Origin of the sequence: Ereboglobus sp. PH5-10 (assembly GCF_029504735.1) — a bacterium.
Taxonomy (GTDB): domain Bacteria; phylum Verrucomicrobiota; class Verrucomicrobiia; order Opitutales; family Opitutaceae; genus Ereboglobus.
The window spans coordinates 223,185-250,048 of record NZ_JAQFIP010000003.1; the positions used below are offsets into that span (position 1 = coordinate 223,185).

The 26,864-nt window shown below is 59.8% G+C and carries 18 protein-coding genes; 8 read left to right on the forward strand and 10 right to left on the reverse strand.

Annotated features, from left to right (window positions below; translation table 11 throughout):
* Positions 1-24: 24 nt before the first annotated feature.
* Together smc and M2447_RS04225 are read right to left on the reverse strand one after the other, a co-directional pair.
* Positions 25-4,041 (reverse strand): chromosome segregation protein SMC, encoded by a 4,017-nt coding sequence (gene smc, locus M2447_RS04220; protein WP_277557522.1) that lies wholly within the window; start codon positions 4,039-4,041, stop codon positions 25-27.
* 108 nt (positions 4,042-4,149) lie between these two features.
* Positions 4,150-4,857, reverse strand: a complete 708-nt coding sequence (locus M2447_RS04225) for a zinc metallopeptidase (RefSeq protein WP_277557523.1) — start codon at positions 4,855-4,857, stop codon at positions 4,150-4,152.
* A gap of 461 nt (positions 4,858-5,318) precedes the next feature.
* On the opposite strand from M2447_RS04225, the gene gdhA reads away from it, so the two are divergent.
* The 3 genes from gdhA (at position 5,319) to M2447_RS04240 (ending at position 8,981) form a co-directional block, all read left to right on the forward strand.
* Entirely contained in the window at positions 5,319-6,671 is a 1,353-nt protein-coding gene (gene gdhA / locus M2447_RS04230) for an NADP-specific glutamate dehydrogenase (RefSeq protein WP_277507958.1), read from the forward strand.
* 203 nt (positions 6,672-6,874) lie between these two features.
* Entirely contained in the window at positions 6,875-7,972 is a 1,098-nt protein-coding gene (locus M2447_RS04235; RefSeq protein ID WP_277557524.1) for a sugar kinase, read from the forward strand.
* 151 nt (positions 7,973-8,123) lie between these two features.
* Positions 8,124-8,981 carry a family 16 glycoside hydrolase gene (locus tag M2447_RS04240; RefSeq protein WP_277557525.1) on the forward strand — a complete coding sequence of 286 codons (858 nt, stop codon included), beginning with the start codon at positions 8,124-8,126 and terminating at the stop codon, positions 8,979-8,981.
* Between the two features lie 92 nt (positions 8,982-9,073).
* Here the strand turns inward: M2447_RS04240 and M2447_RS04245 are convergent, their stop codons facing one another.
* The 3 genes from M2447_RS04245 to M2447_RS04255 form a co-directional block, all read right to left on the reverse strand.
* The gene (locus tag M2447_RS04245; RefSeq protein ID WP_277557526.1) at positions 9,074-12,160 is read right to left on the reverse strand and encodes a TonB-dependent receptor; all 3,087 of its coding nucleotides are present in this window, start codon (positions 12,158-12,160) and stop codon (positions 9,074-9,076) included.
* Positions 12,161-12,379: 219 nt separating this feature from the next.
* Positions 12,380-12,715 carry a zinc ribbon domain-containing protein YjdM gene (locus M2447_RS04250; protein WP_277507963.1) on the reverse strand — a complete coding sequence of 112 codons (336 nt, stop codon included), beginning with the start codon at positions 12,713-12,715 and terminating at the stop codon, positions 12,380-12,382.
* Positions 12,716-12,851: 136 nt separating this feature from the next.
* Positions 12,852-13,781, reverse strand: a complete 930-nt coding sequence (locus tag M2447_RS04255; protein WP_277557527.1) for a L,D-transpeptidase — start codon at positions 13,779-13,781, stop codon at positions 12,852-12,854.
* A 347-nt stretch (positions 13,782-14,128) separates the two neighbouring features.
* Here M2447_RS04255 and M2447_RS04260 point away from each other — a divergent pair, with 347 nt between their 5' ends.
* Positions 14,129-15,109 (forward strand): malate dehydrogenase, encoded by a 981-nt coding sequence (locus M2447_RS04260; protein WP_108824007.1) that lies wholly within the window; start codon positions 14,129-14,131, stop codon positions 15,107-15,109.
* Positions 15,110-15,296: 187 nt separating this feature from the next.
* Here M2447_RS04260 and M2447_RS04265 read toward each other — a convergent pair whose 3' ends face one another.
* Both M2447_RS04265 and hutI read right to left on the reverse strand, forming a co-directional pair.
* Positions 15,297-16,061 carry a hypothetical protein gene (locus tag M2447_RS04265; protein ID WP_277557528.1) on the reverse strand — a complete coding sequence of 255 codons (765 nt, stop codon included), beginning with the start codon at positions 16,059-16,061 and terminating at the stop codon, positions 15,297-15,299.
* A gap of 343 nt (positions 16,062-16,404) precedes the next feature.
* Positions 16,405-17,619 carry an imidazolonepropionase gene (gene hutI, locus M2447_RS04270; RefSeq protein ID WP_277507967.1) on the reverse strand — a complete coding sequence of 405 codons (1,215 nt, stop codon included), beginning with the start codon at positions 17,617-17,619 and terminating at the stop codon, positions 16,405-16,407.
* Positions 17,620-17,998: 379 nt separating this feature from the next.
* On the opposite strand from hutI, the gene M2447_RS04275 reads away from it, so the two are divergent.
* The 3 genes from M2447_RS04275 (at position 17,999) to M2447_RS04285 (ending at position 20,514) form a co-directional block, all read left to right on the forward strand.
* On the forward strand, positions 17,999-18,823 hold the full coding sequence (locus M2447_RS04275) for an ABC transporter substrate-binding protein (protein WP_277507968.1): 825 nt from the start codon (positions 17,999-18,001) through the stop codon (positions 18,821-18,823).
* 119 nt (positions 18,824-18,942) lie between these two features.
* Complete coding sequence (locus M2447_RS04280) at positions 18,943-19,605, forward strand: amino acid ABC transporter permease (RefSeq protein WP_277507969.1); 663 nt, start codon at positions 18,943-18,945, stop codon at positions 19,603-19,605.
* Between the two features lie 138 nt (positions 19,606-19,743).
* Positions 19,744-20,514, forward strand: a complete 771-nt coding sequence (locus M2447_RS04285) for an amino acid ABC transporter ATP-binding protein (protein WP_277557529.1) — start codon at positions 19,744-19,746, stop codon at positions 20,512-20,514.
* 156 nt (positions 20,515-20,670) lie between these two features.
* On the opposite strand, the gene M2447_RS04290 is transcribed toward M2447_RS04285, so the two are convergent.
* Complete coding sequence (locus M2447_RS04290; protein WP_277557531.1) at positions 20,671-22,038, reverse strand: DcaP family trimeric outer membrane transporter; 1,368 nt, start codon at positions 22,036-22,038, stop codon at positions 20,671-20,673.
* A 157-nt stretch (positions 22,039-22,195) separates the two neighbouring features.
* Between M2447_RS04290 and M2447_RS04295 the strand changes: the two genes are divergently transcribed.
* Positions 22,196-23,644, forward strand: a complete 1,449-nt coding sequence (locus M2447_RS04295) for an amino acid permease (protein WP_277557532.1) — start codon at positions 22,196-22,198, stop codon at positions 23,642-23,644.
* Between the two features lie 73 nt (positions 23,645-23,717).
* Here M2447_RS04295 and M2447_RS04300 read toward each other — a convergent pair whose 3' ends face one another.
* Positions 23,718-25,721 carry a hypothetical protein gene (locus M2447_RS04300; protein WP_277557533.1) on the reverse strand — a complete coding sequence of 668 codons (2,004 nt, stop codon included), beginning with the start codon at positions 25,719-25,721 and terminating at the stop codon, positions 23,718-23,720.
* 252 nt (positions 25,722-25,973) lie between these two features.
* A complete protein-coding gene (locus M2447_RS04305) occupies positions 25,974-26,759 on the reverse strand; it encodes a trigger factor (protein WP_277507974.1) in 786 nt (261 codons plus the stop codon).
* Positions 26,760-26,864 lie beyond the last annotated feature (105 nt).

The following is a 26,864-nucleotide window of genomic DNA, read 5'->3' on the forward strand; positions in this document are numbered from 1 at the left end:
ATGCGCGGGAAACGAATGCGGCGATTACGCGCCGTTGGATTTTTGCTGTGTGCCGCGGACGGCCTCGGCGATGGTGTCGTCGCTGCCTCGCTGGACTTCGGCGTCGCCGAGTTCCTTGTTGAAGCGCATCGAGACGGTCTTCGAAACGCCGCGCTCCTCCATCGTCACGCCGTAAATCGCGTCGGCGGCGGCCACCGTGCGCTTGTTGTGCGTGATGATGATGAACTGGCTTTCGTTCGTGAAGTGCGAGAGCAGGTCCGTGAAGCGTCCGATGTTGGATTCGTCGAGCGGCGCGTCGAGTTCGTCCAGCAAACAGAAGGGCGAGGGCTTCACCATGTAGAGCGCGAAGAGGAGCGCGACCGCGGTGAGCGTTTTTTGCCCGCCGGAGAGGAGCGAGATGCCCTTGAGTTTCGTGCCGGGGGGCTGCGCGGTGATTTCGATGCCGCTTTCGAGCGGGTCGTCGGCTTGCACGAGGTCGAGCGCGGCTTTGCCGCCGCCGAAGAGTTTCGTGAAGGTGTAGTCGAAGTTCTTTTTGATTTGCTCGAAGGTGATCTGGAACTGCTGCATCGAGGTGTTGTTGATTTCGTCGATGGTTTTCAGGAGTTCGGTTTTCGCGTTCACGAGGTCGTCGTTTTGCGTCTTGAGGAAGTCGTAGCGTTGCTTGAGCGAGCGGTATTCCTCGATGGCGACGAGGTTCACGTCGCCCATGCTGTTGATGCGCTGGCGCAGGCTGGCAACGTCGGAGCGGACTTGGTCCCAGTTGGTGTCGTCGAGCGCGGCGAGGTCTTCCTCGGTGGGATCGCCTTTTTGTTTTTGTTTGCGGCGACGGCTGCGTTTGGCGGGCTCGGCGGGTGCGGCGGCGGCGGCTTCGGGTTGTTCGGAGGGCGTCGCAAGCGACGCCCCTACGTCGGCAGACTCGGATGCGGGCTGATCGGACTGATCGGGCGGAGTGGACTGATCGGATGCGGGTTGCTGATCCTCCGGCTTCTGGCTCTCTGGCGCTCCGGCCTCTGGCTTCTGGCCTTCCTCTTCGTCTTCGTCGAGGTCGAGATTTTCGATGCCCTCGGGTTCGTCGTCGGCGTGCCAGAGGAGGTTTTTCCAGTCGAGCGTGGTGATGTCGGTTTGGAATTCGCGCTCGACTTCCTCCTTGAGAAAATCGGCCCGGGCGCGGCTTTCGGCGAGTTTCACCTCGCACTTGCTGAATTCGTCGTGCGCTTTTTCCGCCTCGACGCGAAGGCCGTCCTGCGTGCCTTCGACGCCGGTGATTTGTTGCTCGACTTCGACGAGTTGCACGCGGATTTGCTCCACTTGCTGCTGCGCGACGGTGATGGTTTCGTCGAGTGTTTCGGCGCGGGCGCGCTTGGCGGCCGTCTCGCCTTCGAGGTCCTGGATTTGCTGCGTCCAGAGTTCGATTTCCTGCTGGCGCTGGATGAGGAGGGTGCCGAGCTCGGCGCGACGGCGTTCCATGTCGGCGATGCCGCGGTCGAGGTAATCGACTTTGCTGCGTTGCTCGGAGGCGGCGAGGCGGGCGGAGTTGAGGCTTTCGCGCTTGGTGTCACGCTCGACGCGGAGTTCGGCGAGGCGCGTCTCCATTTGCGCGATGCGCTCCTTGCCTTGCGTGTGAAGGGTTTCGGCCTCGGTGAGCTGGGTTTGCGCTTTTTCCCAGCGGGCGTGGGCCTCGTTGCGCGCGGCTTCGACCGAGGCGGTCTCGGCTTCCATGCGGCGGAGTTTGTTGGAAATGTCCTCGAGGGTTTTTTGCGCGTTGCGTTGCTCGGCCTGGATGGCGGCGACTTGTTGCGAGATGGCGAGTTCCTCCTCGCGTTTTTCGGCGAGGGCGGTTTCGGCCTCGGCGATGCGGGCGTTGATGGCGTCGCAGATGGTTTTTTGCTCGTCGTGCGCCTTTTGGTCGTCGGCCAGGGCGTTGGCGGTTTCGCGCATTTCGTTTTCGCGCTGGACGATGCTGCGGGGGTTTTTCTTGTTGCTGCCGCCGGAGACGAGGCCGCGGCGGTCAACGTATTCGCCTTTGCGCGTGGCGACGGCGAGGAAGGGGAAGGCGGGGTTTTGTTTCCAGTAGTCGAGGAAGGCGGCGAGGTCGTCGGCGATGTAGCAGGCGGAGAGGAGGCCGGCGGCGGGGTGCTGCTCGGCGGCGGTGTTGAGGATTGCGCTGACTGGCGTCAGCCCAGAAGCCAGAGAGCCAGAGGCCAGAGGGCCGGAAGATTCCGGATTCTGATTTTCTGTCTTCTGGCTTTCTGGCCTCTGGTCTTCCGGCCTCTGCTTTTCTGTGAGTTCGCCGACGCGGAGGCAGATCGAGCCGGTTTGGGAGGTCTCGAGGTGGGTGAGGATTTTTTGCGCGGTGGCGAGGTCGGCGACGGTCACGGCCTCGGCGGCGGCGCCGAGGAGGACTTCGATGGCCCTGGTGTATTCGGGGGCGAAACTGAGGCCGTCCATAATCGCGACGGGACGGGGCGCGCCGTCGAGGATGTTGTCGAGCTGGCCTTGGAGAACGGCTTTCGCGCCTTCGCCGAAACCCTCGAAGGATTCGTGGAGGCGCTGGAGGACTTGGAGGCGTCCGGAGCGGGTGGTGAGCTGGCGGTCGATTTCGGTGAGGCGGCGCTGGGCGTCGCGAAATTCGCGGGTGCGGTCGGCGATGGCTTGCTGCGCGTCGCGGGCGTCCTGCTGGGCTCGGGCCTTGGCAACGTGGGCTTCCTCGACGCGCTGCTCGAACTCGGTGGCGATTTGCGCGGCGGCGCTTTGCTGCTGGCGGACGCCTTCGATTTCGGCGAGGAGGGCTTCGTGGCGGTGGACGGAGGTTTTTTGGTCAACCTCGTAGCTGGAGCAATCGGTGCGGAGGCGCGCGAGCGTGCTTTCGACTTGGAGGATTTGAAACTTGGATTGCGTGAGTTCCTGCTCGGTGTTGGCGAGGGAGGCGTCGGCGACGGTGACTTGCTGGATGATTTCCTGGAGCTGCGCCTCGGAGGTGCCGAGGAGGGAGAGCTGGAGTTGTTTGTCCTGCGCGCCTGTGTCGACCTGGGTGGCGATGTCGCGGAGCTGCATTTCGAGTTCGCCGAGGGTGGCGCGGGTGGCGTCGAGGCGCTCGATGAGGCCGGTGCGCTTGATTTGCGCGAGGTTGGCGGCGTTGAGGATTTGTTCGCGTTCGGTGCGCAGGTCGAAGACGGCTTGCTGGGCTTCCTGCACGCGCTGGTTGAGGCGCGAGCGGTGGGCTTTTTTCTCCTCGAGGTCCTGCTGTTGTTGCGAGTAGTGGACGCGGCGGGTTTCGGAGGCGGCGCGGAGTTTGACGACTTGCTCGTCGAGCTCGGCAAGCGTGGCGGTGATTTTGCCGTGCTGGTGGCCGCTGTGCGCGAGGGCGAGGTGGCGGAGGCGGTGCGAGACTCGCTTGTAGCGAAGGGCCTTCGAGGCCTGGCGGCGCAGGGAGCCGATCTGGCGTCCGACCTCGGTGATGACGTCGGAGACGCGGGCGAGGTTGGTGTCGGTGAGGGCGAGTTTTTGGAGGGCTTCGCGGCGCTGGCTTTTGTATTTGGTGATGCCGGCGGCTTCCTCAAACACGGCGCGGCGCTCCTCGGGTTTGGAGGAGAGGATCTGGTCGATCTGGCCCTGCGCCATGATCGAGTAGGACGTGCGGCCGATGCCGGTGTCCATGAAAAGCTTGTGGATGTCCTTGAGCCGGCAGGGGGTGTTGTTGAAGAAGTATTCGCTGCCGCCGTCGCGATGGACGCGACGCATGATTTCGATTTCGTGGAACTGGCTGCCGAGTTGTTTTTCGCAGTCGGTGAGAAGCAGCGAGACTTCGCACATTTGCGAAGGTTTGCGGGTGTCGGCGCCCTCGAAAATGACGTCCTGCATTTTGCCGCCGCGGAGAGCCTTTGCGCTTTGCTCGCCGAGAACCCAGCGGATGGCGTCGGCGATGTTGGACTTGCCACAGCCGTTGGGGCCGACGACAGCGGTCACGCCGCGTTCGAAGTCGAGTGTGGATGGATCAGCAAAAGATTTAAAGCCGTGCAGTTTGAGTGCCTTGAGATACATGAAAATGAAGCCCGCTAATGGAGCGGACGCTTTCTTGCTCGGCAAACGGAAAATTCACACACACGCGGGAAATTGTTCACATTGCCCGCGCACCCGCCGGCTTGCGCGTCAATTCCGCCTGGCGGAGACGAGCCAGAGGAGGTTTATCAACGAGCTGAGGAAAGCCGCGACATAGGTGAGCGCGGCGGCGTTGAGGGTTTCACTCACGCCTTTTTTTTCCTCGGGCGCGATGATGCCGAGCCCCGCGAGCTCGGCCTTGGCGCGGCGGCTGGCGTCGAACTCAACGGGAAGCGTGACAAGGTGAAAAAGCGTCAGCACGGCGTAGCAAACAATGCCGATGTCCAGCATGATGCCGCCAAAGCCGCGAAAGAAAAACGCGCCGACAATCACAAAGGGCAAAATGCGCGATGTGATTTGCGTGATGGGCACGAGCGCCATGCGTGTCTGGAGCATCGAATAACCGACCTTGTGCTGGATGGCGTGGCCCGCCTCGTGCGCCGCGACTCCGAGCGCGGCGAGGCTGGTGCCCTGGTAGTTTTCCGTCGAGAGAACGAGGCGTTTGTGCGTCGGGTCGTAATGATCGGTGAGGTGCCCGGGCGTCTGGACGATTTCAACGTCGCGGATGCCGGCGCGCGCCATCACCGCCTCGGCAGCCTCGCGCCCCGTGATGCGTCCGCGCGATGGGATGCGGACGTTTTTGCCATAGGCGCTCGACACACGATACTGCGCATAACCCGCGAAAATGATCGAGAATAGCAGCAGCCCCAGGACAATCGGCGGCGAAAGAAATGCGAAGGCAAAGAGTTGTGTGGTCATTACGCTGAAAGAGATTCTGTTTTTTGGGTTTTGTTTCCAATAATTTCGCAGGTCTCAAGATTATCACAAGAGGCAAGCGCGAGATGGATCAAATGTGTCAGCGGATGACATGAAACTCCGGCCAGCCCGCCAGCCTTGCGCAACCGAAGATGCCGCGAAGATTATTAGAATTGGTTAAACTGACCATTTTTCTTTTTTGCATGACGTTTTTGGTTCAACAGTGCGCAAAGAGGATAAAACAACTGCCCTCGATTTATGTAATTTATTCTCAAAAATTATTTTAAACAGTGTTCACTGTTCCTCATTTGGTGAAAGATTTTTTTCATCAGCGAACAACTACTATTAGTTATTTTTATTGTTAGCCATCCTGCTAATTTCCGATTTGTGCAGCGGAGCATGGCGACTCAAGGTCTGCCCCTCGCGCAAAGCGTTGATTCTCTCCACATCACACATTTTCAGCCATGCCATACGTCCAAAAAACCATCGAGGCCCTCAAGTTCAGCAGCCCGGCGCAAGCCGAGTTCTACCAAGCCGCCGAGGAAGTTTTGCACTCCTTGCGTCCGCTTTTTGAGCGCGAGAAAAAATACCTGAAGCACAACATCATCGAACGCATCGTCGAACCCGAGCGCCAGATTTTCTTCCGCGTGTGCTGGGTTGACGACAAGGGCGACGTGCAGGTCAACAAGGGCTACCGCATCCAGTTCAACTCCGCCGTCGGCCCCTACAAGGGCGGCTGCCGCTTCCATCCAAGCGTGCGCGCGGGCATCATCAAGTTTCTCGGCTTCGAGCAAATTTTCAAAAACTCGCTCTCAGGCCTCGCCATCGGCGGCGCGAAGGGCGGCTCCGACTTCGACCCGAAGGGCAAGTCCGACAACGAGGTCATGCGCTTCTGCCAGTCGTTCATGAACGAGCTCTACCGCCACATCGGCGCGACGATCGACGTGCCCGCCGGCGACATCGGCGTGGGCGGCCGCGAAATCGGCTACCTTTACGGCCAGTATAAAAAACTCACCCGCCACTACGAGGGCGTGCTCACCGGCAAGCGCCTCAACTGGGGCGGCTCGCTCGTGCGCACCGAGGCCACCGGCTACGGCTCCGTTTATTTCGCCGAGCACATGATGAAGGCCGCCCACAGCGGGCTCGAGGGCAAGGTCTGCACCGTTTCCGGCTCCGGCAACGTCGCCATCTACACCATCGAAAAACTCCAGCAGCTCGGCGCAAAACCCGTGACCTGCTCCGACTCGAAGGGCATGATCTACGACAAGGAGGGCATCGACCTCGAACTCCTCAAAAACGTGAAGGAAGTGCGCCGCGAACGCCTCACCGAATACGCCAAGGAGCGCAAAAGCGCCGTTTACACACCCGTCGAAAAATATCCCGAGGGCCACAACGCCGTGTGGACCGTTCCCTGCGATTGCGCCTTCCCGAGCGCCACGCAAAACGAGCTCAACGGCAAGGACGCCGACGCGCTCCTCAAAAACGGCTGCGTCTGCGTCTCCGAGGGCGCGAACATGCCCTCGACGCCCGAGGCGGTCGAAAAATTCCTCGCCGCGAAAATCGGCTACGGCCCCGGCAAGGCGGCCAACGCCGGCGGCGTGTCCACGAGCCAGCTCGAAATGGCGCAAAACGCCTCGATGCAGCAGTGGCGTTTCGAGGAAGTCGACCTCAAGCTCCAGGGCATCATGCGCGGCATCTACAAAACCGCCGCCGAAACCGCCAAGGAATTCGGCGAGCCGCACAACCTCGTGCTCGGCGCGAACATCGCCGGCTTCCGCAAGGTCGCCGACTCGATGATCGAACAGGGCGTCGTCTGACAACACAGGCACAGAAATGTCCTAGCCATAACCATGAAGCCCCGGCGCCAAAAATGCCGGGGCTTTTTGGCGGGCGAACCGGCCAGTCTTACGCTCCCCGAAAGACTTTCGGACACGCGTGCGACTTTTGATTGGACACGCCTCGACCGCCTGCTTCCTAATGGGCAGACTATTTTCCTCAAACTTCCAAAAAAACAAACACCATGAGCCTCAAAATCAAATCAGCCAAGGAATGCGCCTTCGACCAAATCTCGCTCGGCGAGATCATGCTCCGCCTCGATCCCGGCGAGGGCCGCATCCGCACCACGCGCTCCTTCAAAGTCTGGGAGGGCGGCGGCGAATACAACACCTCGCGCGGCTTGCGCAAATGCTTCGGCCTGCGCACCGCAGTCGCCACCGCGTTCGTTGACAACGAGGTCGGCCACCTGCTCGAGGACTTCGTCATGCAGGGCGGCGTTTGCACCGACTTCATCAAGTGGAGCGAGGACGACGGCATCGGCCGCACCGTTCGCAACGGCCTCAATTTCACCGAGCGCGGCTTCGGCATTCGCGGCGCCGTCGGCGTTCCCGACCGCGGCAACACCGCCGCCTCCAAGCTCAAGCCGGGCGACTTCGACTGGGACCACATTTTCGGCAAGCTCGGCGTGCGCTGGTTCCACACCGGCGGCATTTTCGCGGCGCTCTCCGAATCCACCGCCGCGCTCACGATCGAGGCCGTGAAGGCCGCCGCCAAACACGGCACCATCGTTTCCTACGACCTCAACTACCGCCCCTCGCTCTGGAAGACCATCGGCGGCCTCAAGAAGGCGCAGGAGGTCAACCGCGAGATCGCCAAATACATCGACGTGATGATCGGCAACGAGGAGGATTTCACCGCCTCGCTCGGCTTCGAGGTCAAGGGCGTTGACCACAACATCAGCAAGATCGAAGTCGACGCGTTCAAGGCGATGATCGAAACCGCCGTGAAGGAATTCCCGAACTTCAAGGCCGCCGGCACCACGCTCCGCGTCGTGAAGACCGCCACCGTCAACGACTGGAGCGCGATCTGCTGGCACGACGGCAAGTTCTACGAAAGCCGCAAATACAACGACCTTGAAATCCTCGACCGCGTCGGCGGCGGCGACGGTTTTGCGAGCGGCCTCTCGTTCGGGTTCCTCGAGCACAACGACCCGCAAAAGGCGGTCGAATACGGCGCGGCCCACGGCGCGCTCGCCTCGACCACGCCCGGCGACACCTCGATGGCCACACGCAAGGAAGTCGAAAAGCAAATCGCCGGCGGCGGCGCGCGCGTCGTCCGCTGAGAACCGGCAAGGACAAACATTTGATTAACGAAGCCCGGATTCACTCCGGGCTTTTTTGGATTTGCGATTTATACAGTCCGGACGGGGCGTCGTTATTCCAGAATCACGCTTGCGCCTTTTGCGCCTGTTTGCGGCAATTCAAGTGAATCTCATGCGTTTTCTTCCGCTCATCGTTTTGTCGTGCTGCCTTTTGTCGATTGGCATCGCCGCGCCCGAAAAATTTGTCCCGACGAAACACGATTCCTTTGTCGGCGACTGGCTGCCGAAGAATCCGGGGGATTATGTCGCCCAAGTCTTCGCAACGGGCGACAACGCATATCAGGCAAACATCCTTCTCGCGTTTGACGACGAAAGCAGCGCGGAACCGGTCGCTGTTTTGCACGGCACGCGCCCCGACGAAAAGTCGCCGGTTTCCCTAAATGGTGGAGATTGGACGGGCGCGCTTCGCCCCGATTGCTGCGGCAGTCCGCAAATGGAAATCGTCAATTCCAAGACGGGGCAAAAAACACGCCTCGCCCAATACATGCGCCCGAATCCGCGGTTGCAAGTGAAGCCGCCGAAAGGCGCAAACGCGCGCATGGTGTTCACCAATCGCATGCGCGACGGCGTGAGGACACTTGATTCCGCAATCCTCGCAAGCGAAACAATCGACGGGAAAAACGTCCGCGCGCACATTGAGTTCCGTCTGCTCAGCGCCCAAAGCGCGGCCGCCGTCACGCTTTGGAAGGACAGGTGGATTGCGCTTTCGGCCAGCTACGGGCGCGCTGGCGCGGCGCCGACATGCGGAGCGCTCGGCGACACGCCGCCAACAATACGCGCCGAGCGCGCCATTCTCGAATGGCAGGCGCTCGACATCGAAAGGCGCGACGGCCGCGCGACCATTTTTTTAAACGGCGTGAAAATCCACGACAACGTGAAGGTCGCGGACGTCGCAAGCCCCGCGCCGCTGAAAATCGAAACCCGCGGCGCGCCAATCGAACTGCGCAATGCCTGGATCGCAACCGAGTGAGGCGTCTCCGTTGCACGATTCGGAGCGATTTACTTTTCCGAACCCGCGGCACGGTTTAAGCAAAACTAGGCGACATCCCCAAACCCGGCTGTTCAAAACCGCACCCTCACACCGGTTTGGATGCGCCAGCGGCTGTTGCTCCCCTGAAGAGGTTGCGCGCGGGGATGGACCAAGTTGCCGGATGAATCCGTCATGGAATAACGATACACTTCCGCCTCGGGATCGTAGTAGCCGTAGGCGATGCCGAGATTGTAGGGGGAATTGTATTGGTAAACGCGGCCCCATTTTTCGTTCAGCAGGTTGGCAAGGTTGGTGATGGTGCAATACACCTCCGCGCGCAAAGTGCGCCAAAAGGGGATTTGTTGCGTAACACTCAGGTTGAGGCGGTGCTGGAATTTGCTGCGCTCGCTGTTGCGGGAAACAATTTTCCCGGCGTAGCGGCGGAGGGCGTCATTGGTGGCGAGATAGGCGAAAAATGCGTCCTCGTCGGGTTTGCTCGCCCAGTAGAGTTTCGGATCATTGCGCCCGGCGGGAACGTAGAAAAGATCGTTTCCGGACTGTCCGTCGCCGTTGGCGTCGTTGCGAAAGGTGAAGCTGTAGGGGCGGCCGCTGTGGCCGTCGTAAGTGAGTGTCATGACGGTATCGAAGCCGCGAACAAGGGCGAACTTGGTCGTCACGCTTGCGATGACGCGGTCCCGTATTTCCGTGGCCGACGCGCCCGATTCATCGCTGTTGGGGTTGATGCCGATGCGGCGGGTAAAGTTGGCCGAGGCGCTGCTGTTTGTGAAGGGACTGACCTCGGTTGCGTGCCCGCGTGTGTAGGCGAGCCTCGCGCTCCAATGGTTGCGCATCGGGCGGCTGAGGCTGAATGTGAGATGCGAGCTGCGGGAGGAATCCTTGTCTTTGTCGGCATTGGTGAGCCAATACACATCATCAAACGCCCCGTGGTTGAGCTGGCTGTCGGTGATGTGCGGAATGCCGGTGACGTTTCCATCCTTGTCGGTCTTGATTTCCCATTCGCCGTAGAGCGGGCGCCCGTCGGGGCCGGCAACGGGTTCCTTCAAATTGAGATTGCGATAGACGAGGCTTTTTTCCGCGCGCGAAAAGAGCCATTCGATCGAGGCGCTCATGCGCTGCCAGGGCAGTTGAAAATCCACGGCGATGTTTCCGCGCAGCAGGCTGGGCATTCGCAGGTCCTTGTCCATCATATCCACGCGCATGCGTTTCGAGCCCGGCTCGCCTTCGGGCTGGGCATCGACATCAACAATCACGCTGCCGGGTTTTTGCGTGGTGCGAAACGCCGTCATGCCATCGTTGATGTAGGAGTTGCCCATCCAGACGCCGGGTATCTGCCCTTGAAAAATGCCGACGCCGCCGCGCACTTGCGCCTTGCGCAGTTTGCGCGGCGACCATGTGAAACTGACGCGCGGGCTAAAGGTGTAAACGCCGTCAATCGTCGAGTTATTGCGCACGCCAAAGGTCTGCTCGACCTGTTTGTTTTCACGCGGGGCTTCGTTCATCTCGGGATAATCGAAACGCAGTCCGGTGGTGATGGTGAGCGAGCGGAAGAAGCGCCAGTTGACCTGCAAAAACGCGGTGTTGATCGCGTAGCCCCAGGCAAAACCCGGCGCGCCGCCATCGGCTGTGTATTGGTAAATGTAGGAGCTGATCTTTCCGCTTTCAAAATCGTTGATGGACGCAAAGGCGTAGTGCCCCCAGGCGTAATCGAGGTATTTGTTGTCGAAATCATTGCGGACGCGCTCGGCTCCAAACTGAAGCGTGTGCCTTCCAAGCAGCCACGTTGCCGAGATTTTGGCCTGCTGCTTTTTTGTCGTCAGAAAGTTCAAGTGGCTCGTGCTGTATGCGCCCAACCACAGCGTCTCGGCGCCGCTGCCGTCGGCGGCGTCAACACTGTTCACCCTGATTTGCGGCAGGCGGGAGTTTGGCTGACGGTCCGAGGAGTATCGCTGGTTCGCAAAACTGATCTCGGTCTGAAAATTCGGATGCCATTGCGAGGTCATTTGCGCGCTCCACGCTTTCAAGTCGCGCGAGTTGACATACCAATGGCTGCTCAGGGACGTGGACGCCGTGCTGGCATAATTCTGATAAACGGGATTGTCGCCATACGACGATGAGTAACGCGCGGACAAGCGATGCCTCGCGTTGATGCGCCAGTCGAGCTTTGCCATGTGGGAATCGCTTTTCTGACTTCGCTCGCCCGGGTCAAAAAGCACGCCGGGCTCGATGCCGTATTTCTCCCTCGCGATGTTGACAATCCTCTCAAGCGCCCCGGGAGCGGGGATGAAACTGGCCTCGCGCGACGGATCAGTGCGTTCCTTGCGCTGCCAGTTCACGAAAAAAAACAGCCGGTTTCTTATAATCGGGCCGGCAAGTGTGAAACCATACGTCTCGTCCGTAAAACGCGTGCGCTGGCCGGTGGCGGGATCCTTTGCTCGAAATTTTTCGTTGGCGTATTTGTAGTAAGCGGAACCGGAAAAGGCGTTCTCACCACTCCTCGTCACGGCGTTTATCGACGCGCCGGTAAATCCGCTGCGCCGCACGTCATACGGCGCAAGATCGACCGAAACGGCCTGGATGGTTTCCATCGAAAACGGATTCCCGAGCGCGGGCAGGCCGTTGTCGCTCAGACCGAAACCGTCGTCGAGACGAATGCCGTCGATTTGAAGCGAGTTAAAAAGATGATGCTGCCCCGCCGCCGCGATGACACTGTTCTCCTCGTCAAGCATCGTGACGCGCGGATCAGCGGTCGCGTAGTCGTTGACGGTTTGGTCGATCGACGGGCGCTCCTCGATATCGCGTTGCGTAAGCGCGGTCGATGTGCCGGGTTGCGGATGCTCGCGGCGCGCCTCGACGACAAACTTTTCAAGGTGCACAATCTCATCCGCCGAAGCGGAAAGCGCCACGTCAAGCTGACGGTCCTCCCCCAGCGAAAGCACGATCTCCGGGATATCCGCGACCTCATGTCCAGACGCGCCCACCCGCAGCGAAAGGCGTTCGCCCGGGCGCAATCCGGTGAACAAATACCGGCCGGCGTGATTGGTGCGCGTCTCAAAAACATCCCCCGTCGCCCCATGGCGCAACACCACGCGCGCGCCGCCAACCGGCGTTTTCAAAACACCGCCAAAAACCGTGCCGCCGAGCGCCGCCGTCGTCTCCATTTGCGCACGAAGCCCGTCCGGACAACACCACGCGATGACGCAGGCACACACAATTTGTCTTAACTTTCGTGGGGAGCAGGGCGAACGCAAACACATGGGGACGCGGGGTTGGGGTTGGCGTGGAGTTCGACTCCAGTCAAACCGCGCCCCGTGATTTTTCAACCTCAAACATCGCGCGAACACCGGCCCCGCGATGGCTCCGTGTTTCGAAAACCCCGCCTATGCCTTCTTCACGAAACACGCTTTCAGCGCCATCGCAACGCCGTCGATGCGGCAATCAATCTCGTGGTCGCCATCAACCAGGCGGATGCCTTTCGCCTTCGCGCCCTGTTTCAAAACTCCCGACGAGCCGCGCAATTTCAAATCCTTGATGAGCACAACCGTGTCGCCGTCCGCGAGCACGTTGCCGTTGGCATCCCTCACAACACGCGCGCCACTCTCCTCGGCGGCGGCCTCCTTGGGCCATTCGTGTCCGCAAGTGGAGCATTCCCAGTGGGCGGGATGCTCGAGAATGTCTTCAAGTGTGCAGGCGGGACAGGCGTCGGGTTTGGTCATGATTAAAAAAAGTGTGCGCGGACGAGATGCCGCACCGCCCCGGGATTGTCCAATCGAAACAATGCCCGTTGGTGGAAAACGCGCCATTTCACACGCATTTGTTTTCCCCTTCGCGTCACGGAAAACCGTTCTCCCGTCATGGCAGCACGATCACCTCGGTGTCGATTTCGACGAGTTCAACGAGTGCGAGCGCATCCCAGTTTGCGAGGCGAAAACAACCGTGCGATTCCGTGCGCCCCACTTTTTCCGGTTCCGGCGTGCCGTGGATGCCGTAGCCGGATTTGTCGAGGCCGATCCAGACGAGGCCTACTGGATTGTTCGGGCCGGGAGGGATGATGAGTTTGCGCCCGAGCTCGCGAGCCTCCTCGGATTCGGTGAAAATCTCGGGATCGAATGTGTAGTTGGGGTTGGGCGCGATGGTTTTGACACGCAGCGTGCCGACGGGGCGCTTTTCGATTTTGCGCGCGATGCTCACGGGGAAATGCGCAAGGAGCCGCCCGTCGTCAGCGCGCGCCTGAAGTGTGTGCTCGCCAAGGCTGATAATGATGCGCGCCGCCTTTTCACCGGCGCGAATCGTGGCGGCGCGCGTCTCTGGGCCGGCGTCGGGAATGGCGATGATCGTGCCGGGCTCGATTTTTTCCCAAATCATGCCGGGATTGAGCTGGCGGAGAAGCGCGGGATGCGCGCGGGATTGCTCGGCCGCCATTTCGAGCGCGGTGGCGTAGGCGAGCGAGGGCTGTTGCGATTTGCCGAGCCAGGTTGGCGGCACGGGATGGAGCGAGGCGAGGTCGGCGGCGGTGACAATGCGAGTGGTGATCGGAGGCGCGGCGAGCGCGAGCGCGGCGCGGGTTTCCCCGTTGAGCCTGCCCGTGGCGTCGAGTGATTGCTCCTCCTGAAACGCGATCAACGCGGCGCGGGTTTGCGCGCCAAACTTGCCATCGATGGGCCCGCTGGAAATGTTGCGGCGCGCGAGCGCGACTTGCGCCTCAAGGATGTCGGCGGGCGGGCGGGGAAATTGCCCGGAATCGGCGGCGCTTGAAATTACCAGTCCCGGAAAGACTCCCAATTTCAAAATCCAAACCCCAAGGAAACCGCGCACCGCGCCGCGCTTTTTAATTTTTGGAAATTTGCTCATTTGAACTCTCAGGACTTGGAATTTACAGAGTCGTTCCACGATGCGCCCGGAGGCTGAAGGATTTTGACCGGCCAATTGCCACGCCCAACCCGGCAATGCCTGCTCTTGCTTTGTTCATCCGCGCATAAAAATGCACGCGACCCGCGCCTTCGCGAATAAAAAAACGCAATGCGCAGAAAATGCGAATGCGCGGCGTGATTTTTGTGATTTGCCGGTGTTATTTTTTAAAAAACTCGTGGACTCGCGCGCCAAATCCCGCAACCTGACAGGTTCCAATTATGAAAACACCCATTCGTGTCGCTGTTACCGGCGCTGCCGGACAAATCGGTTATTCGCTCCTCTTCCGCATCGCCTCTGGCGCGATGTTCGGCCCGGAGCAACCCGTCATCCTCCATCTCATTGAGATCGAGCCCGCGCTTCCCGCGCTCAACGGCGTGGTGATGGAACTGCAAGACTGCGCGTTCCCTCTCCTCAAGGGCATCGTCGCAACCGCCGACCTCAACGCCGGCTTCAAGGACGTCAACTGGGCGCTGCTCGTCGGCTCCGTTCCCCGCAAGCAAGGCATGGAGCGCAAGGACCTGCTCAGCATCAACGGCAAGATTTTCACCGGCCAGGGCAAGGCGATCGCCGCCAACGCCGCCAAGGACGTGCGCATCTTCGTCGTCGGCAACCCCTGCAACACAAACTGCCTCATCGCCATGAACAACGCGAAGTCGATCCCCTCCGACCGCTGGTTCGCGATGACCATGCTCGACCAAAACCGCGCCGTCACGCAGCTCGCGATGAAGGCCGGCGTCGACACGACCGAGGTCAAGAACCTCGCCATCTGGGGCAACCACAGCTCGACGATGTATCCCGACTACTTTAACGCCAAGATCGGCGGCAAACCCGCCACCGAGGTCATCAAGCACGAGATTTGGTTCAAGGACACCTTCATCCCGACCGTGCAGCAACGCGGCGCCGCCATCATCAAGGCCCGCGGCCTCAGCTCCGCCGCCTCGGCCGCCAACGCGGTCGTGGACACCGTGCGCAACCTCGTCAACCCGACGCCCGCCGGCACCTGCTTCAGCGTGGGCGTCTGCTCCGACGGCAGCTACGGCATCGAGAAGGGCCTCATCTACTCGTTCCCGATCGTCAGCGACGGCAAGAACTGGAAGATTGTGCAAGGCGTGGAAATCAACGAGTTCTCGCGCGAGAAAATGACCGCCACCGAGAACGAGCTCAAGGAAGAGAAGGCGATGGTCGCCGAGTTGCTCTAAGAGGAACAACCGCGCAACAAGCAAAACCCTTCCGCACTTTCAACGGCGTCCGCAAAAACGGACGCCGTTTTTTTGCGCATGGTGGTTTTCAAGCGCAAAACCATGACGCATGGAAAATTCGCTGTTTCCCGGAATAACAGAGAACCCCTTCAAAATTCCCACTCTCAGTTTTCATCAGCCGTCGCAATCAGTCCGAGCCCAAACGGGCATTATACGATTCCATGATTCCACTTTCCCCGGGAAAGCTGATGAACATGGCGCCTGCCAGGGCCTGAGTGACGGCATTCTCATCGGCCTGCATGTTTGCTGTCGTTGCGGAACCGTTGTATATAATTCCTTCAATCGATTGGGCTGTCGCGGGATTCAAGGAGGTGAGAATCGAAATATCATGGCCGGCCTCAACGAGTTTTTTGCCGTCACTAATAATCATATAAACATAACGCTCCGGACGCATTTCAAGCCGAGGAACCTCCTCCACATCGTAAGACCTGAAATAACTGTTTGAACCAAGATTTGAAAATCCGATGCTGCCCTCCATTTTGAAACGTGCATACACCCATGCATTTTCATAATCCTTATAGAGCACGCGTCTCACACCATGCCTGAGGATTACATAATAATCGGGGGCCGACGCCCCTGACGCATCATGATACAAAAGCCCAAGCGCATTGAGCTTTTGCGTAATGAGTTTCGCCTGTTTTATGAATGAGGTTTGGCCTGCACCCTCCTGATTCTCGACGGACACAATGACGAAAGTTTTTCCCGCAAGATCGCCGGGCATCGAATGAATGCGCCCGACTTTTGTTTTTATATTATTTGGATCCACGTCCACAGCCTGTTTCCGATCGGCATTCTGCTTTTGTTTGGTTTGGCCGACAGTTCCACAGCCAGCCAAGATCATTGGTAACAAAAGAAAGAAAAAACAGATAGGGAGGGGGTTATTCGAACGCATGGATTTTTTTCAGGGGCAAACGGGGGATTTTGAAGGGGGGCAGGGTCGATGTTTGTTGATTTTCGTTGGCGGCATGAGTTTTGACGGGGTAATTCAATGAATTATTCGTATTTATTTGCAGTCCCAGCATGCAAGCGAGCGCGTTGATTGCAACGCCACTTTCACGAGCTTCAATGATACCATTTATGAGTTCGTTTTGATCCTTAATAGGTAGGCGCGCGCCAAGAATTATGAAAGGCAAACACGGCGGCCTCGGCGAGGCCGCCCTACCCTTGGCGCCCACCAAAAGAATAAATCGCGTTCGCAAATGGGGGCACTCCCCGGATATCGAATCCCCGACCGCTCACACGAGTTTTCCGCCGCAGATGACTTGGGCGACGGGATTGCCGCCCAGTTCGTAGGCGAGCAGGCGTTCGTCCTTGTGGTGCAGCAAAACCAAATCCGCGCGTTTGCCCGGCTCGATTGTGCCGCGATCCGCAAGGCCGAGCACAAGCGCAGGATTCACCGTCGCGGCCACAATCGCCTCCTCGATGTCGAGCCCGCAAAAACGCACCGCCGTCGCGATGGCAAGCGGCATCGAGCACGAGGGCGACGTGCCGGGATTGCAATTCGTGGCGATGGCAACCGCGCCCCCGTTTTCCGCCAGAAATCCTCCGCGCGCGAAACGCTGGTTGAGATGCAATCCGGTCAGCGGAGTGAGCACGGCGACAACGGGCGACTCGGCAAGCTCGCGAAGCTGCTCCTTCGGCGTTCCCTCGAGATGCGCCACGCAGCCCGCATGCAACCGCACCGCCTCCGGCACCATGCCGGTCGGCGTGAACTGGTCGGCGCTCGCGCGAATCGGCAAGTGCTTGCGCGCCTTTTCGAGCAGGCGCACGCACGTCTCAACCGTCCACGCGCCCTGGTCGCAAAACGCCTCGATCGCGATCCCCGGAAACTCGCGCAACACCTCCGGCAAAATATCGCGCACGACCATTTTCGCATAGTCGTCGAGACTGCTGCCCTCGCAACCGTGCCCGAGCAACGCCGTCGGCACGACCGTGCCCGGCCAGTCACCCGCCGCGCGCTGGATCGCGCGAAGCATTTTTAGCTCGGCCTCGAGCGTGAGGCCGTAGCCGCTTTTGATCTCGAGCGTCGTCGTGCCGTTGCGCAAAAATTCGTCGAGCCGCCCGCGCAGGTTTGCGGCCAGCTGGTTGCGCGTGGTCTCGCGCACGGCGCGCACCGTGGCAAGCATCCCGCCGCCCTTCTTGAGCAGATCGGAATACGTTTCGCCGTTGAGCAGCGCCCGCCACTCATCGAGCCGCGAGCCCGCCCAGCACGCATGCGTGTGACAGTCGACAAAACCCGGCATGAGCACGCGCCCCGCCGCGTCAATCACCTGCGCGTCAGCGGGCGCCGTGTCGATTTTTTCGGCGACCGCGGCAATTTTCCCATCGTCGCCGACCAGCACCTCGCCCTGCGGAATCACTCCCAGCGCGCGCAACTCCGCGCCGCGGCGGGCGACGGGTGATCCGGACAGGGTGAGAATGCGGGCATTGCGAATAATGAGGGCTGGCATGATGCACCTAGTAGAGATGCATCTCCGGATCGCTTCAAGAATTGTGTGACGGACGGGGCGGCACCGGGTGTAATTGCGAATGGTAGCAAAACGCAAAGATGCAATCCTTTGGAGTGCGGTGGCAAAGCGAAGCGGCGACACCGCTTTGAGCGATTTGCGCCCGGTGAAAATCTTACGCTGTTCAAAGCGGTGTCGCCGGTCGCTTGCGCTCCCTTTGCCACCGCACTCCAAAATAACTCCGCTTCGTCGCGTATTCCATCAAACTGCTACCAATTGCAATTACACCCGGCGGCGTCCGGAGTAAATTATGCAAAGCCTCAATTGACCCCGGCGCAAAACTTGCCCATGCGTGATGGTTTTCCTCGCACAATCCACACTCATGAAAACACCCGCATTGTCCATCCCTGCCAAACTCACCGCGCTGGTTTCGGCGCTTGCCCTCGCATTCGGCCTCGCCGGTTGCGGTGGCGGCGGCGACTCCCAAAACACTTTCCGCATCGGCCTCGAGGCCAGTTATCCCCCGATGGAATTCAAGGACGCCAGCGGCAAAACCGTCGGCTTCGACATCGACATGGCGCGCGAGATCGCGAAGCGCCTCGGCAAGGATCTCAAGATTGTCGAGATCGAGTTCGACGGCATTTGGGAGGGGCTCAACACCGAGCGTTACGACGCCGCCATCTCGGCGTGCTCCATCACGCAGGCGCGCATGAAAAACTACCTCTTCACGAAGCCCTACATCGCCAACAAGCAGGTGATCGTCGCGAAGAAGGCCATCGCCGGCAAAATCACGAGCCTCGACGCCCTCGCCGGCATGAAGGTCGGCGTGCAAAAAGGCACCACGGCCGATTCCGCCTGCCGAAAGTTTCTCGACGAAAACAAAAACAAGCAATTCACGCTCGAATCGTATCCCGGCGCCACGCAGGCGCTCGACAATCTTGAGCTCGACCGCCTGCAGGTCGTCGTCGTCGATCTCGTCGTGGGCAGCTACTATGTGAACGACGCCAAGCGCGGCTTCGCCTACGCGCCCGCCTCGTTTGCCTACGAGCCCATCGGCGCGGCCTTCAAGAAAACCAACACCGAGCTGCACGCCAAGGTGGACAAGATCCTCGCCGAAATGCGCGCCGACGGCACGCTCCAGGCCATTTCCAAAAAATGGTTCAACGAGGACATCGTCTCGAACGTGAAGCAGGAATATCCAGAGTGAGGTGATTTTCGATTTTCGATTCTCGATTTTCGATTGCGCGCTTCCGCGCGTGCCCGAAATCGAAAACGGAGCGGTAGCTCCCAATCGAAAATCGAGAATCGAAAATCGAAAATTTCAACATGACTGACATTTTTAACGAAATCTGGCCGATGATGCCGCAACTGGCACGCGGCGCCGTTTACACCTTGCTCATTGCCTTTGTGGGTTTGATCGGCGGGCTCGTGCTGGGCTTTTTCATCGCGCTGGGCAAAATCAGCAAGAACCCGGTTCTGCGCGCCGTGTGCGGTTTCTACACCTGGTTCATTCGCGGCACGCCGTTGCTCATGCAACTGTGCTTTATTTATTTCGTGCTGCCGAAGCTGATTTTTCACCTGCGTTATCTCGACGCGTTGCAGGCGGCGCTGATCGCGTTCAGCCTCAACTCCGCCGCGTATCTCGCCGAGATGTATCGCTCGGCGATCCAGTCGATCGACAAGGGCCAGTATGAGGCCGCGCACGCGCTCGGGCTCACTTACTGGCAGACGATGGGGCGCGTCATCATCCCGCAATCCATCCGCCGGCTCGTGCCGCAGGTGGGCAACGAAATCATCATGTTGCTCAAGGACACCTCCGTCGTGGCGTTCATCGGCCTGACCGACCTCATGAAAATCACCTCGCAGATTCAAAGCTCCGGCGGCAAGAGCCTCGTGTATCTGCCCTCGGCGCTCATCTACCTGATAATGACGACGCTCTTCACCTACATCTTTTCCAAGATCGAGGAGCGCCACGCGAAATACGAATGAGCCGCTTTTTTCGCTGCATTTCTGAACCACGGATTTCACGGATTATCACGGATAAATACAAAAGTGCCGGAGTCCGGATCCGTGCAAATCCGTGAAATCCGTGGTTAATAAAAACTCCCAAAAATCTTTTTCACCGCCGTGTCCGAAAAAATAATTGAAATCAAAAACGTCCGCAAAAACTTCGGGAAACTCGAAGTGCTCAAGGGCATCAACCTGCACGTCGACAAGGACGAGGTCGTGTGCATCATCGGGCCGAGCGGCTCCGGCAAAAGCACGCTCCTGCGCTGCCTGAATTATCTCGAGCGCATCACCTCCGGCGAGATCACCATCCACGGCGAGCTTTTCGACAAGCGCGAGAACGACCGCGACGTCCACAAGCTCACTGCGGCCGAGGTCTCCGCGCACTGCGCCTCGCTCGGCATGGTTTTTCAGCGCTTCAACCTCTTCCCGCACATGACCGTGCTCGGAAACCTGATCGAGGCGCCCATCCGCGTGAAACACATGGACCGGGCCGCCGCGATCGCCCTCGCCGAAAACCTGCTCGTCAAGGTCGGCCTCGCCGACAAGCGCGACGAGTATCCCTCGCGCCTTTCCGGCGGCCAGCAGCAGCGCGTCGCCATCGCGCGCGCGCTCGCCATGCAGCCGCAAATCATGCTTTTCGACGAGCCCACATCGGCGCTCGATCCCGAGCTCGTCGGCGAGGTGCTCAATGTGATGAAGGACCTCGCCACCGAGGGCATGACGATGGTCGTGGTGACGCACGAGATGAGTTTCGCACGCGACGTGGCGACGAGGGTTGTCTTCATGGACAAGGGCGAAGTCGTGGAGCAAGGCCCGCCGCAGGAAATCTTCACCGCCCCGAAAAACGAACGCACGCGCATGTTCTTGAAAAAAGTGCTGGCCTCGTAGGGGCGCACCTTGCGTGCGCCCTTGTGTGCGAACGACTGTTTGCGCGGGCAGCCAAAAAGCGGGATGACGCGAGGGCGCGCGCAAGGCGCGCCCCCACAAAAAAACGGACGCCTTTTCGGGCGTCCGTTTTTTTGTGATTCAACGTTTCCTCAATTCTTAGAACAGCGAATAGCTGAAGGTCATCTGCACGCGGACGTTTTCGCCCGAGGAGCCGCTCTTCACCTTGTTCTTGCCGTAGAGGGCCTCGATGCCGACGTCGAAGCGGGGCATCACCGTCCACACGAAATTCACCGAGGCGTATTGCACGCGGTGGTAGGCGTCGTCGGCCTGGGTGGAGATGTTCTTGATGCTGGACACGCTGTAGGAAGCCGTGGAGCGATACTTCGGCGACCAGCGATGCGTGTAGCCGGCAACAAAGCCCCAATAGGTGAGCGCCTTGAGTTCGCCCTTGCTGTTGAACGCCATGTCACCGTCGCGGAAAAAGTCATTGATGTGGCTGAAGATGCCTTCGCCGTAGGTGCCTTCGAGCTGGATGCTGTCGTTTTCGCCAAACTTAGGGCAGAGGCTCAGGCTCAAACCCCAGCCGAGAACGTCGTCGTCAACAGGACCGTCAACAGCGAGTTTGCGCACGATGCCGCCGAGTTGGGCGCTGCCGCATTTTTCGCTTTCCCAGCGGATGTTGGCCGAGAAGTCGGGAAGGCGGTCCCTAACGCTGCCGTCGTTGCCCGTGGCGCTGTAGAGCGAGGCGTCGGGATTGGAAAGCGCGAAGGCGGTGTTGAAGCCGTTGCCAAAAACAGGCGTGTCGTAGCGCAGCATGGAAGGGCGCGAGAAGACCTTGGCGCTGGCGCCGCTGTAGTCGAGCGTCGCGGGCCAGGAGTCGACATTCTCAAAAGGCGAGACGGTTTTGCCCATGGTGAGCTTGCCGAAGCGGCCCTTCATGCGCGCGTAGAGGTGATTGATGCGGTAGCCCAAGTCGCGGCCATTGCTGGTGTCGTAAAAGTCGTTGTTATAGAAAACGGTGATCTCGTTGTCACCGGCCACGGTGATGGCGTCGAAGGTGATGTTCGAGCCGCGTCCGGTGACGTAGGTGTGATTCGAGCTGTCGTAGCCGCCGACTTCGGAGCCTGCGGGCGCATTTTTGACCGGCACGAGCGCGACGGCAAAGCGGCTGTTGAGGCCGGGGTTGCGGCTGTCGGCGATGACGTCGAGACGCGGGCTGAGGTTGAGGCGGACCTTGGCGTTGGTGCCGGGCACGAAAATGTAACCGTCGCCGATGTCGTGAAGGCCGATGACCACAGGCTCGGCCGGCGCGACGGCAACCGGGGTCGGGCGCGTGTTGCCGCCCTGCTGCTGCTCGAGACGCGAAATTTGCGCGTTCTGTTTGATAACCATTTCTTGCAGGCCCTTGACGGAGGCGCGCAACTGCTCGACCTCGGATGACGAGGTTTGGGCTGTCGAGGGAAGAGCAGCGGTTATTAAGAGCGCAAGACTTGCGCTGATGTTACGTAGCGAGGTTTTGTTCATGGTGTTTTCGATGGACAGAAATTTCGATGCTCTGCGATTTCATCGGCCGTGGTCGATATTATTTTCCAAACCAACGATATTGTTTCTTGCCTCCCCCTTGCCCCGCCCCTCATTTCTAGACGCTTCTTTCCCAGCAACTACCGCCCACTAATCTCTTATGGACCAAAGCGTCACGCCCGATACCCAGCCGCCGCAAACAGGTTTGCTCAAGCGCGGACTGAAAAACCGTCACATCCAACTTATCGCCCTCGGCGGCTGCATCGGCACGGGGCTGTTTCTCGGCTCGGCGGGCGTCATCCAGCTCGCGGGCCCGGCCATGATTCTCGGCTACTTGATCGGCGGCATCATCGAATTTTTTATCATGCGCCAGCTCGGCGAGATGGTCGTCGAGGAGCCGGTGGCGGGATCGTTCGCGCACTTCGCGTATAAATACTGGAGCAAGTTTGCCGGCTTCATGTCGGGCTGGAACTACTGGGTGCTCTACGTGCTCGTGGGCATGGCCGAACTCACGGCAGTGGCGAAATACATACACTGGTGGATGCCCGACATGCCGCAATGGATTCCGGTGCTGGTGTTCTTCATACTCATCAACGCAATCAATCTCGCCAACGTGAAGATATTTGGCGAGGCGGAGTTCTGGTTCGCGATCATCAAGGTGCTCGCGGTGGTCGGCCTGATCGTGTTCGGCGCGTATCTGCTGATCGGCGGCGGCGCGGGTCCGGAGGCAGGCGTGGCAAATCTTTGGAAGCACGGCGGATTTTTCGCGCCCGCCGAAAGCGGTTTCGCGATGTTCCAGAACTTCTCAATAGCGCTCGTGCTGATCATGTTCTCCTTCGGCGGACTTGAGCTTGTGGGCGTGAGCGCGGCCGAGACGGCCAATCCGAAAAAAACCATCCCGAAGGCGGTCAACCAGGTGTTTTTCCGCATCCTCATTTTCTACGTGGGCGCGCTCACCGTCATGATCATGCTCCAGCCCTGGCCGGAAATGGTGAAGGCGATCAACGCGGTCAGCAACTCCGACCTCGGCGACAGATACGGCGCGAGTCCGTTCGTGCTCATCCTGAAACAAATGCACGTGCCGAGCGCGGCGGGCATTCTCAACTTCATCATCCTCACCGCAGCGCTCTCGGTTTATAACAGCGGCGTGTATTGCAACAGCCGCATGCTTTACAGCATGGCGGACAAGGGCAACGCGCCGGCGCTCTTCAAGAAAACCGACCGCCGCGGCGTGCCCGTCAACGCGCTCATCGCCTCGGCGTGCGGCACCGGCATCGGCGTGCTCATCAACTACACGATGCCCGGCAAGGCGCTCGGCCTGCTCTTCGCACTCGTGGTCGCGGCGCTTGTGCTGAACTGGGCGCTGATCAGCTTCACGCACCTGATGTTCCGCCGCGCCAAGAATCGCGAAGGCTACACGACGAGTTTCAAATCATGGGGTTTCCCGGTCACAAACTGGATTTGCATCGGGTTCGTGGCGTTCATCCTGTTTGTCATGGCCGCGTGGGCGGGCATGGAAACCTCCGTCATCATCATGCCGATATGGATCGGTGTCCTGGCGTTGCTTTACTGGATACTGCATCGCAAGCCCAAACAGGGCGCGCAGTAACCGGAAAACGGACGAGTCCTTCGCCTCGACGGGCGGCTGAAAAAGCCGCCCTCCCCTTCGCGCAAACGCGCTTTTACTGCTGCGGCTGTTGCTGCTGTTGCGGCGGCGGTTGTTGTTGCTGCTGCGGCGGTTGTTGTTGCTGCTGCGGCGGTGTGCCGACCTTGGTCCGTTTGACTTCGTAAGCGCTCGGCTGGGACACTTGCTGCGCTTCATCATCCGGGTTCGCGGACGAATCCTGCGCGGCATCCGCGGGGGGCGGCGGTGTCGGCAGTTGCAATTTCAGTTCGTTGAAACGCTCGCGCTCCGCGTCGTCCTTCGATGTTTTTAGAGCAAATTCGACCAAGGCTCGCGCAGCCGTGTTGTTTTTCATGCGCAGCAGGATTCGGGCTGACTGATAAAGCAGCGCCCGGTCATTCCTGAACAACACCAGGCCTTCAGACAGGACTACAAAATTTTCATTGGACGGCGTCGCCGAGCTCGCGATCCATGCGTCGGCAATCGTCCGGTAGGTTTGCGGCAGGGCCGGCCTCAACTTGCGCGCGGCAAAAAGCACTTCGAGAATCGGCGTGAGTTGCGTGGGCGTTATGTGCACGCCGTCGGAGGCCTCCGGGTGCGCCTTGGCGTCGTCCAGCAAAATGCGTGCGTATGCGGGATAGGCGGCGGCGCGTTTCGCCTTTCCCACGACGGCTTTCGAGAGCATGCGGCGGGCGAGCTCGGTCTGGCCCGCCGCATGGGCGGCGAGACCGTAGGAGGCGAGAAATTCCGGATCGCGCGCCCCGCGCCCGTAAGCGCCGCGCAGCGTGGGAATCGAGGGGGAGGCATTGTTGGCGAGCACGAGCGCGTCGGCCTTCATGCGCGCGCTGTCCCCTTCCGGCGCGAGCGTGAATTCGCGCGCCGGCGCGTCGATGCGCTCGCCCTTCCCCTTGACGACGAAATCCGTGTATTGGTAGGCCGTGAGGCCGATGTAGCCGCGCAGTTCGACGAGGAATCTTTTGTAGGTCACGCCAAAGCACTCCTTGAACAGCTCCTCGGTCATGGGTTCCTTCACCGAGCGCGCCACAAGGGTTTCGAGCGCGGTCTTGTAGTTTTTGTTGGGAATCCCGTAAAGGCACCTGTGCACGAAGGCGTAGCATTGCTTGGCCCAGACGTTGTTGCCGATCGGATTGCGCGCGAGCGGCGAATCACGCGTGACGCCAAAGAAATCCTTGAACCCGAGAAGCGCGCGGCGATCCAGTGCGACATTAAAATCCTCGTCCGGTATGGTCTCCATGCCGGGAATGCCGACATCCTCCTCGTCGCTGACTTCCATATCCTCGCCGTCGCCGGCAACGGGGGCGACAACCGCCATGTTGTTCTTGCCCTGGCCTCGGCGCACGGACCTGAGCTCCCCGATTCGGATGTATTTTGGATACACTTCCATTTTTTGGATAATTTGCAGGACGCCCTCCTCATACCACGCGGGCGGCGGCGTCTCCGTCTGGCTGAGCAAATAATGCACATACTCGCGATAAAGGAGGCTGTAATAATCGACATCGAATGTCGCGCCCAGGGACGAGGCGTCGATATCGTAAGTGGTGTCGTTGAGCGTCACGCTCGAGGTGCTCATATCGATCACAATAAAAGCCTGCTCGGGCCCAATAAGCGTGGTGCTCGCACGCGCGCTGTCCTTCGAGTAATCGGCCTGGTCCGACCGTGGAATGAAATCGTCGAACCCCGAGCGCCCGCACAAAACCAGCGTGGTGGGTTTGCGAACGGTGACATTGATCGGCCACGCGGCGTCGAGCGCGACGCGAAACATCTCGAAGTCCTGGATCAGTTTCCGCGAGGCGCGCTCGCTGGCGCTGGAGTAAATCTCAAAACCCGGGATGCTGGCGGTCAGCCAGTTTTCCGGACGCGGCAGCTCGGTTGCGGCCGTGACCACAAGCGTGTCGAGCTGCACGACGGGTTCCTGATCTCGCGCGGCAGTGCCCGAAGCGGCGACAGTGCCGGAAACGACCTGCGCAAAACTCAAGGTTGCGAAAACAGGAATCAACGAAAGGACGCAGGTGACAAGGAAACGACGGGACGCGAATTGCATAAAAAGGAGGTTGAGCGGATAAGACGGGACTTGTGGACGCAAGTTTCGCGGCAGTCACGCCGTAAATAATTTTACCCGGACAAACACCGAATCAATGGGGAAACCGGCGCTGTCCGATCCGCAAAATCAAAAAACGAAGCCCAAATAAACGCCGGGCCTCCCGCCCGCCCCATTAAAAAATTAAACCGGGGTGGCACGAACGCCACCCCGGATTAACAGGACGCGGCATGCGCCGGCACCAAGGCCGCGGACTTATGCGACGATCGCCGATTCCTGCGCCAGGAACGCTTCTTCTTGTTTCGTGAGGAAGTCCAGGACCGCCTCAATCAAAAGGCTTTCGCGAATCACCTCGATCTGGCCGTTTTTGTTATAAGCGGCGCGAAGCTTGGCGGGGCTCATGCCAACCGAGCCCGCCACATTTCGGAGGTGCTCCTCCAAACGCGTCTCGCTGACCGTGATGCCGTGGCGGTCCGCCACCTCGTGCGCGATGATGTGCAGGAGCGCGTTGTGCTCGGCCTCGTCCCACAACTTTGAGCCCGGCTGCACAATGTCGCGCTGCATGGAATCGAGCTCCTTGCGAATGATCGGCTCCGGCACATTGCATTCCGTGTTGGCAACCAGCCATTCCCTCGCCTCCGTGCGCCGCGTGTGCTTGCTGTCCGTCACGGGCTCAAAGCTCCCGCAATCGGGCAGCGACACCTCGGGGCGCAAAAGCAATTCAATCGTGCAAACGAATTTTTCCCCGGGCTCGAGCGAGGCCTGGAGAATCAAAAGCGGACCGACCGTGCGGATTCCCTTTTCAACGAGAACCGAGCGGATCAACCGCGACGCGCACCGCCGAATGGTCTCCGCCCGTATCTCGCGGCTGAAGCAATTGGCGGTGATGATCGCGGGCACCTCGCCCTGCGAAAAACCGGGAACCGGGATGTCACGATAAAGCGCGCAGGCTTCCGCGTAGTCCGAGGCGGCCGTGCTCCACGCCGCTTCAAGCGTAATGCGGATACAGCCCGGGGTTACTTGCATGAATGATGTATACATTTTGGGATTTTCCTATGGGTTAATATACTGCGAGGGCGGGTTGACCAAGCTGGACAGTCCATATCACTGAAAACATATGAGCTGTAATATAATTTTTTCCGGATG